The following is a 13,534-nucleotide window of genomic DNA, read 5'->3' as shown; positions in this document are numbered from 1 at the left end:
ATGATAAAGATATGGAAAGCTATAAATATATTTTGAGTTTAAGGAACAATATTGTGCACTCAACAGAGAAAACAATAAACAATGACCAAATTATTGAAGGTTTAAAAAAGCTGAAAGTATTATAACAAAACTAAAAGGATATTAAATTAAAAATAGCCACTAAATAATCAAATAGTATTCTTCTAATCGGTGATTGTTTAAATCAAGTATTAACTTTAATAGTATCAATAATTACAAAAGGAGCTTTTAGAAGCTCCTTTTGTAATTGTAAAAGAATAAAGTTACTCTGCAATAGTTAAGTCAACAAGATATAAAATTCTCATTTTATATACTTTTCTAATGTTCCAAATTTGTTACGTTTCTTATTTAAAATAGAAAGATAACCTTTTGGAACACCTCTAAAAAAATAAATTTTAAAATTGCTCCGTTTGATTTACGTTTTCATTTTGCATATATAAACATAAAGTGAGAGAAATAAATCAATCGGAGGAGTTAATTATGAATAAAAAATTGAAATCAAATTTAGAAGAATTGATAAACTAGACAGAGACTTTACTCAAATTTCGAACAATGTATTTTATCTATTGAAAGGTAAAGCAACAGCTTACATGGTATACAGTTACTTAAATCATCGCTACAATACAAACATGAATTGTGCGTTTCCATCAATCAAGACGATACAAAAAGATTTAGGAATTGGAAGCAATAAAACTGTTGTTAAGGCTATTGAACTTTTAGAAGAGAAAAAACTTGTTAAAGTTATTCGAAAAAAATTAATATTAATAAAAACGTAGTAAATAAATATATTGTTTATTATCCTGTTGTAATTAATGCTTTAACTGAAGAAGAAGAAAAACTTGCTCCAGATGAATTTATTGAAATGATAGCTGTATAAGCTATCATTTTTATTTGTTTTTTAAGTGTACTTATTACACCTTGAAAGTGTAAAAATACACTTAGATAGTGTAAAAAGTAAACTCTATTAATATTTAATTAATAATACTTAATTATAAAATTTATTTATACAAGAAAAACAAGTTTTTCTTGTAATGAATCATTTAACAAATATTGATTCTAAGCGTTTTTTTATTAAAAAGTAAGGAGTTTAATTTACGTTTTAAAAAGTGCAGATAGAATACAATATATAGAATTTAAATGTATGGAGGGAAAAAAATGATAAAATACAATTTTGTTAGTCGGGATGATGGTCCGAAAGATCCTGAGGAAAGAAAAAGACAAAGAAAAGAAAGAGCTCGTATAGAAAAAAAAGAAAGAGAACGTAAAATGGAACAGGAAATACAAGATTTCGTATATCCGTATGAACACCCAATTCCAGAGCTAGTAAGAAGAAAAATCGCCAAAATTGAGATAATCAGAAAGAGTAAGAGAGAGCATATTTCTAGAAATCCCAATTGGAACAAATGGTGTATGAACAAAGAGCAAATTTTATTTATTGGTTCGGTTTTCCTACCTCCAGAACATTCTCAATCAGTTTATATTCTTGATAATGAGATGAATATTATTGATTGGGTTGAAGCTAAGCATGAAGTTGGATTATGGCTTAGGAGAAGTAAGAAGTTTAACAAAGGATATGGACGAACGCTGTTGTATGGACATATAAAGAATCGAGCATTGTACAAAGATACTTTTTATTTTGTACCTGTTAAGGAGTACGAAGACTTCATGAAAGAAAAAAGTTGAAAATTTTTTGAGGAATTTGTACAAAAAGGAAAAACTGAACGTTGTTTGTTTATATATATAATGAGAGACGTTTCCTCCTATTAACTCTCTCACTTCTGACTAAGTCTTTGAATCTTTTAAAGACCTTTTAAATTCATGAATTGTTGAGTATTTGGTCAGTACTAAAGTCTCTTAGGTCTTCTAAGTTTTAGTACTGTCTAAGTACTTAACCTTCTATTTTTATCATGTCCATTCTTATGGGCACCATTGTATGTAGATAAAGCGACAACTATTTGTTCGGCGTTAATATTCCTCCAATATAAAAACGGCTTTGTTTGTTGCTTACATACTTTCATGAGTAGTGGTTGATTTGTATTTACCAAAGTGCATCGGAAGTCAGGATTAAATATCCTGGCTTTTTTATTTTTTCGATTTTTGATTTTAAAAGTAATTTTTTATTTATAAATCTTGTTCATAGAAAGGAATTAATGAAAATGAAAAACTCTTATAAATGGGTGAAAGCAGGTAGGACATATACATATGAAGATGCTATCGGAAACATTTATTTAATTGTGGAAAATCGAACGTGTAACGATAGTCTAAATGATGCACTGTTAGAGTCTGTTGTTACTGATTATTTTGATAAAACAGTGACTTATCCCGAATTAAAAACTTTAGAGGTGAAAGCTAATTATGAAAATGGAACTCCGAGTTCAAAATGCTAAATTACATGCAAATACTGATGGAACAATGACAGTTTCCGGTTATGTCAATAAAACTGGTCAGTTAAGTAACGTATTGGGAGTTACAAAACGATTTGTTGAAAAGATTGCTAAAGGAGCTTTCTCTCGTGCGATTCAATCAGCTACAAGGGATATTGATTTCCTAGCTGAGCATAAGAGCAAATTACTTTTGGCTTCCACTCGTAACAATTCTTTGAAACTAACTGAAGATGAGCAAGGTTTGTTTATGGAAGCAGCCATTACTCCTACTTCTTGGGGAAAAGATTATTACGAATTAATCGATTCTGGCATTCTCAGAAACATGTCATTTGGTTTCCGTACTATCAAAGACAGTTGGAGATTACTTGAAACTAATCTTTACGAGAGAACGATTGAAGAACTTGAGTTATTTGAAGTATCAGTTGTTCGAGATCCTGCGTATTCTCAATCGACAATTGCAGCTCGAGGTATTGATTTAGTTGAAGATGTTGATATTCCTACAGAATTAGAAAAACAAATTAAATTAAATAAAGAGGAGAACAAAAACAATATGAAAACTGAACATCGATATGGAACTGGTTATAAGAATAAAGCAGTGGAAGATAGAAGTTTAGAAAATCGAGCTTTTAATGAATTTGTTAAAGGTGAAATTGAAGAAGCACGTGCTATAGGTCTTCAAACAACTGGATCAGGTAGAGCTGTGATTCCAACAGCAGTTGCTGATATTCTTGTTGAGAAATTAGAAGAAACTTCTCCGGTATTTGCTCGTGCTCGTAAGTTTCCATCGGTTAGTGGAACATTACAAGTTGCAAGAGAAACATCAACAGGTGTAGGAGCTTTTGTAGGTGAAGGGAAAAATCTAACTGAGGGTATAATTTCTCTTGGACATGTAGAACTTGGCCAAAAGCGAGTAGGAGCGTATCTTTCTCTAACAACACAATTAGTTAATGATGCTGCAATTAACATGGGTGAATACATTCCTAACTTACTAGCAAAGCGTACATTCAAGGCTGTTGAAAAATCAATCCTTCGAGGTACTTTGAAAGAAGAGTTTAAAGGTATTGTTTCTAATGAAGAGATTGGAAAGTTTACTTTACAGACGACAGTTACAGACGAAGAATTGTTGGATAAGATGCTCGATATGGTAACATCAATTCACCCAGATTACTTGCAAGGTTCGGCATTTATTGTTTCACGACCGTTCTTTAATAGGCTTGCTAAGTTGAAAGATGGAGCAGGCCATTTCTATATGCAGAACGGTATTGTAAATGATCGAGTATCTTATACTTTTCTTGGTTTAGAAGTAATAGTTACTGATTCTTTAGAAGCTGGTGATGTTATTGGGCAGGTTCCATGTGTGTTTGGAAATATTGGAGCTGGCTATGCAGTAATGATCAAGAAAGGACCAGAGCTAGTTACAGTTCAAGATAGTGAACAAGCTCTTCGAGGTTCAATTGGATTTCTTCTTGATGCTTACATGGATGGTGCAGTGTATAATCCTGAAGCTATCGCTAAATTGGTTATTGTTTAAAGTATTTAAAACGCTAGTTAGATTAATTATTTAAAGGATCGGCATTCGCCGGTCCTCCTTTTTTTATTTAAAGCACTATTGGATGATAGGTGAAAGCATACAAATGAAAGTAATACTTAAAGAGGGGGGAAGCCACTACCTAATTAATATGGATAGGATGTTGTTATACATATCCGTATGTATAGTAGTTACTAGCAGATACAAATGCAGATATAAGAGCAGTACTCAGCAGCATTTAATCAGCGGTTATTACAGCTATATAAACAGATATGTATGCTGATAGATAAGCAGAATGATATGCAGTATGAACAGCAGTAACAACAGCATACACATACGTAGGTACAACAGTTATAACATCAGTGAGTAAAGCAGTATCAATCAGCAGTAATAAGAGATGATGTATGCAGTCGTAAGCAGCAGCAACTACTTCAGATGATGCAGTAGTAGAAGCAGATTCAACAACAGTGATGATGAGATGATGTAAGATGATTGTTGTTGATGATGCAGTGGTTGAAGATGAAGATCAAACCAATGATGTTAAAAGAGAAATGATTGATCAAAAAATTCGCGGTTAAAAAGAGGATGAAAAATTTTGGGAAAGTGTGTGGCTAAAAAGTTTGGGAGATACCGCCTACCCTTTTTGAAAAAAACGTAAAATATCATGTAATAACGAGGGGAGGGTTACTCACACCCAAGGTACCAATTGGCCCAAACTCCGTTGAAATAAAAAAAGATTATTCTGTAAGAATAACCCTTCGAATTATTTTTTATTCTTTATCCTTCGGTTCGTCTTTTCCAAACGATTGAGTGTCACGCCATTCAAGTGTGACTTTATCTCCGCCTACCATGCCTGGATAAGGTCTTATGTGAACTGTAACACCTTCGCCAAACTCCTCCCGATTGCTCGGCTCATCTAGACTTGTGATTTCTGGAAGGGCTAATTCTGCTTTTGAATCATTTTGCTTCTTATCAGACATACTCATTTTCTCCCTCTTAGTTCAATTTTAATAGCCTCACCGATATTATTTCTTTTTTATGAAAGCTTATACCTTCTTTATCATCTAGTAGACGTTAGGTCTCTGACATTAAAGAAAATTCCCAAACTCCATTGAAATAAAATAAGCTCATGCAGTTAATGCACAAGCTCAAAAATATCTACCAACCCAGTTTATACTTGATACAAAGCTTAAGGGCTAACCACCAGAGATAAATTGTTGAGGCAGAGTAAAATTCACCATTGCCAAGTAATCCATGGGAAGCATTATTTCTTAAATTATCTCCGTGTTTTTCTACTAATAAGCTTTGAAGGTCAAATACAATATTCTCTCCTAGTATCTCTTTTAACTTTGGTAAATAAAGCAGTGTATTTAAATTTTTTTCTTCTTGGATTCCATCACTGTCAAGACTTGATACTATTTCTCCTTCTTTGCTAAGGATGTAGCGAATAGAGTTTTCAATTTGAGGTATTAATAAATTAGTACTAATTAAAAATTCACCTTGTAATCCGTAATATAATCCCTTTAAAAAAATTTCTTCCCTTCCCTCTGGGATAAAAGGATTGTTAATTACTAATGGTATAAAATCTCTTAACATTACAAAATGTTCTAGCAGAATTTGTTGACGTATCGGTTCTATAATAGCTTGAACGACCGTTTGTCGATGATAACCAGCATCCTTATACATTTCGATTATTAAGGCTTCCTTATATTCTTCAGGATTGTTCGATGTTATTGGTGGCGTCTTGCCAATTACTTTTCCTTCTGAGTTAAGCTTAGTTGAAGAAAAAAGGGAACTAAAAGCACTTCCTTTAATGTATTTTTCTGCGTTTTTTTTAAGCTCCTGAATGTTTAAGCCTTGTGACATTAAAGTTAATGTCACAAGTTTATCATTAAAAGGCTTTCCTTTTACTTTGTTGACTGAATTTTCAACGACTTCAGTAATGTCACCTCCTTTGGCTTCAAATAATTTCATCTCAGAAAGGGCCTTCTTTTGATACTCTAACAATTTAATATGGAGGCTATTTACTATTTCTGTTGTTCCTTCAATTCTTCTGTATGCTTCAATAGCACTTTGAGTATGTGATGCAGTCACAAAGTAACTCATATTATTTTTTAGAGAAGTTTCAGCTTCCATTTCATATGTTTTAGCGCTTAATAATTGTACTTCCTTTCGTTCATGAAACCTTTTTTCATATGTTAAACACTCAATACAAAGGTTCCAAGATTCCCTTGCTCCATTCCAATTTTCTCTTTCTTCTTCGATTTTCGCTAATTCTTTCGAAATTTGGATATATTTTTCTAAATCAGACCTTTTCAATTTTAAAAGTAACTTTAAAAGGGAATTAACAATAAATGCTTCATTATTTGCTTGATGTTTCTCAATTTCTCCTTCTAGTTTCTCTATTAATGCTTCTCTAACTGAACCTTTTTTGAATAAACCTACCAATTGAACAGCTCTTTCCAGTCGTATCCCTAAAATATACCAAGAATTCACTGAATCCATTTTATCGTATACTTCAATATAATTTTCTATTGCAAGAATAGCTCTTTTATAATTTTTTCTTCTTACCCATAAAACATCAGCTATTCTAGATCTAATTTCTGGATTGTTAATTTCCTCAACAATTTCTTCAAAAAAGGAAAGATCGGATTCCTTTAGATCTTCTATACTCGCGGATCTTTTTCCATCCATTATCCAATAGGGCTTAAAATCATTCTCCTTTGAGTCTAAATCTAAATGATAAGATGTAACATCCCCTAATAATTTAAAAATATATTCTTTTTTTTCGTCACCACTATCTTTGGCTTCCTGCATTGCTTTATAAAAACTTTGACTATAGTCATGGTTTTCTTTTATTTCTTCCGAACTTATGATGTTTTGCCAATTAGTCTCTAAAAATCTTCCTTTTTAACAATATATTAATCATATTTTTCTCCTCATTTAATTTTGTAATAAATTAGATAAAAGGTGAAGTAACATATAAATGTTTTCTAGTACAATTTACTATATAATCCAATTATACAATGGTTTCCGTAAATAAAAGTGAAAATATATATTGAACAAGTAGTTAGGAGAGATGTAAATGGAAATGTTAAGTTGGAATGAACTAAGGGATTGAGCCGTTTGTTTCTCAAAAGAATGAAAATAAGAAGGTGGAATTAGAGTACATAAAATATTTAAGGAATTAGATAGGTTATGAGATAGTTATTATGGTAGCTGAATAGAAAAACGTGTACTATTCTAGCAATTCATTGACAATGAATGGGAGAAGACAGATGGATAATAATATGAAAAAATCGATAATATAAAATTCCAAGTAAAACAATTGATACAAGATAATTTATATAGAGAAGTTACACCAGAAACAAAACATAATATTTCAGGTATATATATGATTTATATAGACAATTTTATTTCTGAAAAAGTGTTCCAATTTATATAGGACAAGCAAAGGATATACAAAGAAGATATAAACAACATTTCGAAGAAATTATTGCTTTAAACAGGCTTTCTTATGATGAGTATCATAAATACTTTTTTTGAATCTGGTTCGTTCTATGAAGGGTCTTTTAAATCATGTAAAATTTTTAAATACATGATTGAAAATAAATGTACTCTACAAGACTTCCATATGACTATACTAGAAGAAGTAGATGAAGAATATTTAGATGAAAAGAACAAGAATACTTTCACAAATTATTACCCTCATTTTTCGGCTTTAACCAGTTAAATTCTTTACTTAAACAGCTTAGTTTTCGATTTTCAAAGTCACAAATGATTGACTCGGAAATAAAGGATTATTTAAGTATATTGCAGGAAGATATTAAAGGTATTTACTCTTATTATGAATATGGGTTTACAAGATTTAATTTTGAACATTCGATACCTAAAGATATTACTTATTTATTGAAAGAAAAAGAACGGCTAGATAGTGACCTACTATTAAAATTTGATGAAGTAAAATTAAGTCTTTATGAATTGTGCAGACGGTACATACCTGATTTTGAAGAAATTCAAAGAATGGTTGAAAAGAAACGAAGACTATATGAAGTTTATAAGATCTCCAGAGATGAATGTTATGAATCATTAGAATTGCTGAAAAGAGATATTAGTGAGAAATTTGAAGAACTGAAAATCTACAGTGAGGAAGCAATTAAATGTTTTATCTATAGTTTAGAGTACAAAAGTAATCCTACGTATAAAGAACTCTTTCTTAAATATCTAAAATCCAAAAAGTGTAAATTGGATTTTTATAAAATTTTGATGAACGGATTATAGATGTGAACAAAAAATTAGAAGAAAGAGATAATAAAAACGTTCCTTATCAAGAAGTTCGTGATTTATACCTTAAAAGAGATGATCAAATGAGAACTGAAAGATATAAATTAATATTTCCTTCTTTTCAATTTGATTCTTTTTCTTTAAAAGATAGAAATAACAACTTTTCCATAAAAATAAATGAAAATAATGATTTATTAAACACGTGCCATATCCAAATATATATTTCGAACAATGCAAGGACTAGAAATTTTGAAATCAGAAAAGACCCAGATATTATTAGGGTTGATTATTGTTTTATTGATAACGAAGGAAATAAAATAGAAAATAAGTACTATATTGATAATGAAACAACAAGAAATTGTCAGGCTGGAATAGAGTATTTTGAAAAAGATTTTGATGACCCATGGGCTATAAAGAAAGAGAAGTTTAAAATTGCTAGCATAATAAATAATGAAGTAGATAACTCTTTTATATCGGTTTTAGCTGAATGTAATCATGGAATTAATGATTATACAATAAAAGATAAAAATTGATTAAATTATCGGCTGTATTGGATGAAATTCAGCAATTAACCGATGAAGAAACTCAATTTAATATCAATCTTTCCGAATCATATAACTGTTTAAGATTATGTATGATAAATGAGGACTTCAAAATAATGAATTTGTAGAAAAAATGATTGCGAAAAATTACCTAAAATTAAGAAACGTAAAAGTCTTCAATAACGAAAGCTAAGAAAGTAATAGATAAATCGAGTGAACCTAAAGTTGAAAGTAAGGTTAAAAGGGCAGAAAACTATAAACAAAAGGTCATAATTAAGTCTAATAATACCATTGAAGTATTAAAGTATGTTTCAAGTAAAGAAAAAGTAACAGCGCAATGTAAGAGCTGTGGATATGAGTGGGAAATACGTAGTGACCATTTATTAGCAAGACCATATTGTCCTTTATGTAGAAAAAATGACTAATAAATAAATACTAGTACAAATACAATCCAAAATTATAAAATATCAATTTTATTATCACCTCGATATTCAAACATCGAGGTGATTTTTTATAAAAATGAATTTGAAAGGAAATAGCAGGATATTCTTATAAAAATGCTAATTTTAAAGAGTGTGTATGAAATCAGTGATTTAAAAAAGAAATACAAGAAAATATATCCATAAAAAGGTAATTTTGATATAATATTACTAGAGTGAGATGTTTAAATGAAGTCAGGAGGAATGAAAATGAAAAATAAAATATTAACTTGGTTAGGAATAACAGCAGCTATGGGATTTCTTGCTGTTGCAGTTACTTTTGGAATGTTAGAACTCGCAGACAATCCCGCAGACAAACAAGCAAGTGCCGATATAAATACAGACGAATACAAAACAGTTCCAAGAGAAAAAGAGTCACTGATTCAGCCAAAAGAACAAAAAGATGGTGTTTTTATAAATCTTCCTATTACTGAAGATTCTCAAGAATATGAAGTCGTTAGAGCAATGCATCACATGACTCACCAAAAAATAGTAGCAACTCAAAAATGGGGCACTATCCCAATGTCAAAGAAGAATGCAGAGAAAGTAAGAGACATCTTAAAAAATAGTAACTTTGAAAAGAAAGAAGAACTTTTAGCAATAGCTGAAAGATGGGTAAACAGAGATTTTAGTAAAATTGTAGAAGATCATAATTACTTCTGGGATACTCAAGAAGGAAACATTGGTAAAGCTACGGGAGTTATGGATCCAGTAGCAGAGCAATCTTTTGTTTTGAATAACTTCGGAGAAGAAATCACTCAAGAGCTATTTGACCAAGGAGACCTTAAAGATATTAAGTAATAGATGATTATGAAGAAGCTTCCCTTGTGGGAGGCTTTTTTTATGTTTTTTTTAGTTTTTGATTTACACTTTTCATTCTCTCGATAGAAAAACGATAGGGACAAAGAACACAGACAAAACGTCTCGCATATCATATCGGCAGAGGTGAGAGGCATCATGAATTTTAAATACAAAGAAATTGGAAAGTTTGATGCTCGTAAAGCAGCAAAAGCCCTCCTTGAATTGGCACAAGAAATAAAATTGGAAGACGAAAAAGAACGTAAAAGTAAAGATAAAAATGATAATGAGAAAGCAAGTTAAACCCGTACATATTCTGTGTGTACGGGTTTTTCTTTCTGATTTATAATTATATAAAGGAGTGATACACATGAAGGTGAATGAATATTCTGTTGATTTAGAGGATGTAAAGAAGATGTTGGAACTTTACTCGAAATTAAAGGATACGGATATTTTCAAGGAGTTTTATGAAGAAGAACTTGAGCCAATAAAAATAGAAAGATTACAAATATGAAGGTTTTAGATGGAGTTTATGTATACGAAGTCAATAATCACGATGGATTTTACGTAGAGCAAACGCTGCAGCACGTTACAGAGCAAGATATGAAAAAGGGCGATACGGAGTGGATTGAATTAAATTATAATTTCACGTTTGGTGATCTTGTGCAAGTAACTGGATATGATAAAGATGTTTTCCGTATTGTTGGTTTTCGTACAGAAGTATGGAGATATAAGAATGACGCATGGGAAGATACAATTTATGAATTGTCACGGATTACGGATGGTGAATGGTTAGAAGCGGATGAATCAGATTTAACGTTACTCGCCAATGCTCAAACGGCAAATGCAATTTTGAAGAAAATGAAACAAGATAAAGCAGGTATGAATAAATTAGATTTAGGAAAGTTAAAGTCAATTAACAACTCGAAAAAAGTGAGTGTTAAGACGAATCGTCAAGAAATCATTGATGGATTACTTGATATTTATAACGATTATCAATTATTGTTCGATACATTTAAAGATGAAGAATATAAAATTGTAATGGATGTTGTTCATAATTATTTAGTTAAATTGACAGAGAAAAAATAGTTAACTAGAAAGAGAGAATAAATTGAACAACAACATATGCAGTATAAGGTATGCCTACAACTATTAAAAAAATAAAAAGCCACTTTATAAGAGAGTCTGCCCATTGATCTTCATGCATGAACTCTTCTTTTGTTTGTCCTACTTCATATTGATTTTCCATTATTATTTCCCCCTTTGAATAGCTTGTACTACAATCGTATGCATCTCGTCCAAAGCTTATGACCTATAAAAAAATAAAATCTATTTTTCTAATCTCATATACATAATTTTGAGATTTTTTCATAAAACAGAAATAAAGGAGTGATGCTCATGAAGGAAATTGAAGTCGTGATTGATACGGAAGAGATTGCGGAGTTTTTTTATGAGCAACTAATTGAAAGAGGGTACGTCCCAAAACGAGAAGAAATTGAAGATCTCGCAGATATTACATTTGAGTATTTATTAGAGAAATGCATGATTGATGAAGTTTTTGATGAAGAGGATGAATGAAAGTAACGACGGGCATAACTCGTCGTTTTTTACTCTTTACAAACCTGTCACAAATATAGTCAATAATTATTGGTATAATGAGAAGGAAATTTTACTCAAGAGGTGAAGGAATGTTCAAAAAAATTATTGATTCTTTATTAGGAAAGAAAAAATATCGTTCGTATTCAAGTAGTGATTATCGTCGTAGAGGGCGCTCGTATTCAAGTAGCGATTATAAACGACGTTCATCTGGTTATGGACATCAACATTATAAAAGAAAACGTAAAAGCCGTAGCTTCTTTTCAAGTAGCTGATGAAATGGCGTCGTGTACTAGCATTATTTGATAGACCACTGCGAAAAAATACAATTGTTGCAGAGCGTTATAAAATTGAATCAGTAATTGGAATGGGCAGTTATGGGGTTACATATGTCGTTAATGATTTACAAATAAATAGATATAAAGTCTTAAAACAATTAAGACAAAGTAAACAAAGATATGAGTCTGGTAGAAAATCATTTGAACAAGAGAAAATGATTTTACAAACATTAAATCATCATGCAATTCCTAGTCTATATGATCATTTCCTATGGGAGAAAAAGAGCTTCTTTGTGATGGAGTACATGCCTGGTAAAAATTTTGAAGATTATATTTTCATAGATGGGTATGTATATACAGAACGTGAAGTTTTTGAGATTTTATATGAAATATTAGAAATTGTATCGGTGTTTCATAGTGAAGGCATTATTCATCGAGATTTACGCATTCCAAACATACTAATGAAAGAAAATCAAATTAGTATTATCGATTTTGGATTAGCTAAATGGAAAGGTGAAGATGATGAGCGAGCTACAACTTACGAAGGTGAACAAGCTTTGATGCGAGAAGTTCACTTTCGTAGCGACTTTTATGCGCTCGGTCATTTCTCATTATTTTTATTATATGCAGGATATGAATCTAATGAAAAACAGGAAAAACCATGGTACGAAGAATTAACTTTGGAACATTATAATCGTGAAATGCTTATGCGAATGTTACAAATAAAAACGCCGTACTATGAGAATGTACAAGATTTAAAACAAGATGTAGCTTCTGCTTTAGAAAGGATGGAGACTCCATGTTTCAAAAGTTTTTAGCAAGCGTTGGTATTGGAAGTGCAAAGGTAGATACTGTTCTTGAAAAAGATGAGTATATTGTTGGGGAAGAAATAGTTGGAAAGGTTCATATAACTGGAGGTTCAGTTAGCCAACAAATTGAAAGCATTTACTTAACATTATCGACGTCGTATGTACGAGAAGTGGATGATAAAAAAGTAACAGCAACATATGATTTAGAGCGAGTACGCTTAACAGAACCTTTTTCTGTAGAACCGAATGAAAAAGTTGAAATTCCATTTTCTTTTCCAATGCCAATTGAAGCACCACTTACACTTGGTATGAAAACGGTTTGGATTCATACAGGTCTTGATATTAAACGTAGTATAGACCCAAGTGACCGCGACTACGTTCAAGTGTTACCTAATGCATTATTAAGTAGTGTTTTAGATAGTGTAAATGAATTAGGGTTTAAAGCACGTCATATAGAATGTGAAGAATTACCGCATCGATTACGTAAGCAAGTTCCATTCGCACAAGAATTTGAGTTTATTCCGGTTTCTGGAGAGCATTATGGGAAATTAGATGAATTAGAATTATTAATCTTGCCACGTGCATACGACCGACTAGAAATTATTATGGAAGTAGATAGAAAATCACGTGGATTAGCTGGTTTATTCGCTGAGGCGCTTGATCTTGATGAGAAGGTGATTCGTTTTACCGTAACAAGAGAAGATATCCCTGAGATGAAGCAAAAAATTAATAATTATATTTTTTAATAAACTATGCATAAAAAAGAAATGGAGAGGAAAACTAAAACAACCGCTCCATTTTTTTTGCATAGTGAGGTT

General features: G+C 31.2%; 17 protein-coding genes. 14 read left to right on the top strand and 3 right to left on the bottom strand.

Going from position 1 to position 13,534, the window contains the following annotated elements:
- The first annotated feature begins 608 nt into the window (after positions 1-608).
- The 4 genes from IQ781_RS28390 to IQ781_RS04310 all read left to right on the top strand — a co-directional run bounded on the left by IQ781_RS28390 (position 609) and on the right by IQ781_RS04310 (position 3,933).
- Positions 609-794, top strand: coding sequence for a helix-turn-helix domain-containing protein (locus IQ781_RS28390; protein WP_481748664.1), 186 nt, complete (start codon positions 609-611; stop codon positions 792-794).
- Between the two features lie 379 nt (positions 795-1,173).
- A complete protein-coding gene (locus tag IQ781_RS04320) occupies positions 1,174-1,701 on the top strand; it encodes a hypothetical protein (protein WP_242808237.1) in 528 nt (175 codons plus the stop codon).
- Between the two features lie 473 nt (positions 1,702-2,174).
- On the top strand, positions 2,175-2,405 hold the full coding sequence (locus tag IQ781_RS04315; protein ID WP_242808236.1) for a hypothetical protein: 231 nt from the start codon (positions 2,175-2,177) through the stop codon (positions 2,403-2,405).
- The gene (locus tag IQ781_RS04310) at positions 2,374-3,933 is read left to right on the top strand and encodes a phage major capsid protein (protein WP_242808235.1); all 1,560 of its coding nucleotides are present in this window, start codon (positions 2,374-2,376) and stop codon (positions 3,931-3,933) included. The genes IQ781_RS04315 and IQ781_RS04310 overlap by 32 nt, the downstream gene beginning before the upstream one ends.
- A 767-nt stretch (positions 3,934-4,700) precedes the next feature.
- On the opposite strand, the gene IQ781_RS04305 is transcribed toward IQ781_RS04310, so the two are convergent.
- The gene (locus IQ781_RS04305; protein ID WP_242808234.1) at positions 4,701-4,910 is read right to left on the bottom strand and encodes a hypothetical protein; all 210 of its coding nucleotides are present in this window, start codon (positions 4,908-4,910) and stop codon (positions 4,701-4,703) included.
- Positions 4,911-5,088: 178 nt separating this feature from the next.
- Positions 5,089-6,789 carry a DUF4209 domain-containing protein gene (locus IQ781_RS04300; protein ID WP_481748666.1) on the bottom strand — a complete coding sequence of 567 codons (1,701 nt, stop codon included), beginning with the start codon at positions 6,787-6,789 and terminating at the stop codon, positions 5,089-5,091.
- A gap of 954 nt (positions 6,790-7,743) precedes the next feature.
- Between IQ781_RS04300 and IQ781_RS04295 the strand changes: the two genes are divergently transcribed.
- The 6 genes from IQ781_RS04295 to IQ781_RS04270 all read left to right on the top strand — a co-directional run bounded on the left by IQ781_RS04295 (position 7,744) and on the right by IQ781_RS04270 (position 11,122).
- Positions 7,744-8,211, top strand: a complete 468-nt coding sequence (locus IQ781_RS04295) for a hypothetical protein (RefSeq protein WP_242808232.1) — start codon at positions 7,744-7,746, stop codon at positions 8,209-8,211.
- Positions 8,212-8,213: 2 nt separating this feature from the next.
- A complete protein-coding gene (locus tag IQ781_RS04290; RefSeq protein WP_242808231.1) occupies positions 8,214-8,747 on the top strand; it encodes a hypothetical protein in 534 nt (177 codons plus the stop codon).
- A gap of 698 nt (positions 8,748-9,445) precedes the next feature.
- Positions 9,446-10,036, top strand: a complete 591-nt coding sequence (locus IQ781_RS04285) for a PRK06770 family protein (protein WP_242808230.1) — start codon at positions 9,446-9,448, stop codon at positions 10,034-10,036.
- Positions 10,037-10,192: 156 nt separating this feature from the next.
- Positions 10,193-10,336, top strand: coding sequence for a hypothetical protein (locus IQ781_RS04280; RefSeq protein ID WP_242808229.1), 144 nt, complete (start codon positions 10,193-10,195; stop codon positions 10,334-10,336).
- 67 nt (positions 10,337-10,403) lie between these two features.
- The gene (locus IQ781_RS04275) at positions 10,404-10,547 is read left to right on the top strand and encodes a hypothetical protein (protein ID WP_176523134.1); all 144 of its coding nucleotides are present in this window, start codon (positions 10,404-10,406) and stop codon (positions 10,545-10,547) included.
- Positions 10,544-11,122, top strand: a complete 579-nt coding sequence (locus IQ781_RS04270; RefSeq protein WP_097850518.1) for a hypothetical protein — start codon at positions 10,544-10,546, stop codon at positions 11,120-11,122. The genes IQ781_RS04275 and IQ781_RS04270 overlap by 4 nt, the downstream gene beginning before the upstream one ends.
- 4 nt (positions 11,123-11,126) lie before the next feature.
- Here IQ781_RS04270 and IQ781_RS04265 read toward each other — a convergent pair whose 3' ends face one another.
- Positions 11,127-11,282 carry a DUF3930 family protein gene (locus IQ781_RS04265; protein WP_000431486.1) on the bottom strand — a complete coding sequence of 52 codons (156 nt, stop codon included), beginning with the start codon at positions 11,280-11,282 and terminating at the stop codon, positions 11,127-11,129.
- A 149-nt stretch (positions 11,283-11,431) separates the two neighbouring features.
- Here IQ781_RS04265 and IQ781_RS04260 point away from each other — a divergent pair, with 149 nt between their 5' ends.
- The 4 genes from IQ781_RS04260 (at position 11,432) to IQ781_RS04245 (ending at position 13,462) form a co-directional block, all read left to right on the top strand.
- Positions 11,432-11,611, top strand: coding sequence for a YozD family protein (locus tag IQ781_RS04260; protein WP_000658451.1), 180 nt, complete (start codon positions 11,432-11,434; stop codon positions 11,609-11,611).
- Between the two features lie 110 nt (positions 11,612-11,721).
- Positions 11,722-11,904 carry a hypothetical protein gene (locus tag IQ781_RS04255; protein ID WP_000473371.1) on the top strand — a complete coding sequence of 61 codons (183 nt, stop codon included), beginning with the start codon at positions 11,722-11,724 and terminating at the stop codon, positions 11,902-11,904.
- A complete protein-coding gene (locus IQ781_RS04250) occupies positions 11,904-12,725 on the top strand; it encodes a serine/threonine protein kinase (protein ID WP_000872063.1) in 822 nt (273 codons plus the stop codon). Before IQ781_RS04255 ends, IQ781_RS04250 begins: the two co-directional genes overlap by 1 nt.
- Positions 12,707-13,462: a sporulation protein gene (locus tag IQ781_RS04245; protein ID WP_000486625.1), complete on the top strand. Its 756-nt coding sequence runs from the start codon at positions 12,707-12,709 to the stop codon at positions 13,460-13,462. Before IQ781_RS04250 ends, IQ781_RS04245 begins: the two co-directional genes overlap by 19 nt.
- Positions 13,463-13,534 lie beyond the last annotated feature (72 nt).

This window comes from Bacillus sp. N447-1, assembly GCF_022701035.1.
Taxonomy (GTDB): Bacteria; Bacillota; Bacilli; order Bacillales; family Bacillaceae_G; genus Bacillus_A; species Bacillus_A cereus.
Note: the sequence above shows the minus strand (reverse complement) of the source record. Positions and strands in the feature narration are given on the sequence as shown.

What these genes read in the sequence shown, in the direction of transcription:
- IQ781_RS04280 (WP_242808229.1), top strand. Translation starts at nt 10,193, where the DNA reads ATGAATTTTAAATACAAAGAAATTGGAAAGTTTGATGCTCGTAAAGCA.
- IQ781_RS04310 (WP_242808235.1), top strand. Translation starts at nt 2,374, where the DNA reads ATGAAAATGGAACTCCGAGTTCAAAATGCTAAATTACATGCAAATACT.
- IQ781_RS04315 (WP_242808236.1), top strand. Translation starts at nt 2,175, where the DNA reads ATGAAAAACTCTTATAAATGGGTGAAAGCAGGTAGGACATATACATAT.
- IQ781_RS04265 (WP_000431486.1), bottom strand. Translation starts at nt 11,282, where the DNA reads ATGGAAAATCAATATGAAGTAGGACAAACAAAAGAAGAGTTCATGCAT.
- IQ781_RS04305 (WP_242808234.1), bottom strand. Translation starts at nt 4,910, where the DNA reads ATGTCTGATAAGAAGCAAAATGATTCAAAAGCAGAATTAGCCCTTCCA.
- IQ781_RS28390 (WP_481748664.1), top strand. Translation starts at nt 609, where the DNA reads ATGGTATACAGTTACTTAAATCATCGCTACAATACAAACATGAATTGT.
- IQ781_RS04250 (WP_000872063.1), top strand. Translation starts at nt 11,904, where the DNA reads ATGAAATGGCGTCGTGTACTAGCATTATTTGATAGACCACTGCGAAAA.
- IQ781_RS04245 (WP_000486625.1), top strand. Translation starts at nt 12,707, where the DNA reads ATGTTTCAAAAGTTTTTAGCAAGCGTTGGTATTGGAAGTGCAAAGGTA.
- IQ781_RS04285 (WP_242808230.1), top strand. Translation starts at nt 9,446, where the DNA reads ATGAAAAATAAAATATTAACTTGGTTAGGAATAACAGCAGCTATGGGA.
- IQ781_RS04270 (WP_097850518.1), top strand. Translation starts at nt 10,544, where the DNA reads ATGAAGGTTTTAGATGGAGTTTATGTATACGAAGTCAATAATCACGAT.
- IQ781_RS04255 (WP_000473371.1), top strand. Translation starts at nt 11,722, where the DNA reads ATGTTCAAAAAAATTATTGATTCTTTATTAGGAAAGAAAAAATATCGT.
- IQ781_RS04320 (WP_242808237.1), top strand. Translation starts at nt 1,174, where the DNA reads ATGATAAAATACAATTTTGTTAGTCGGGATGATGGTCCGAAAGATCCT.
- IQ781_RS04260 (WP_000658451.1), top strand. Translation starts at nt 11,432, where the DNA reads ATGAAGGAAATTGAAGTCGTGATTGATACGGAAGAGATTGCGGAGTTT.
- IQ781_RS04275 (WP_176523134.1), top strand. Translation starts at nt 10,404, where the DNA reads ATGAAGGTGAATGAATATTCTGTTGATTTAGAGGATGTAAAGAAGATG.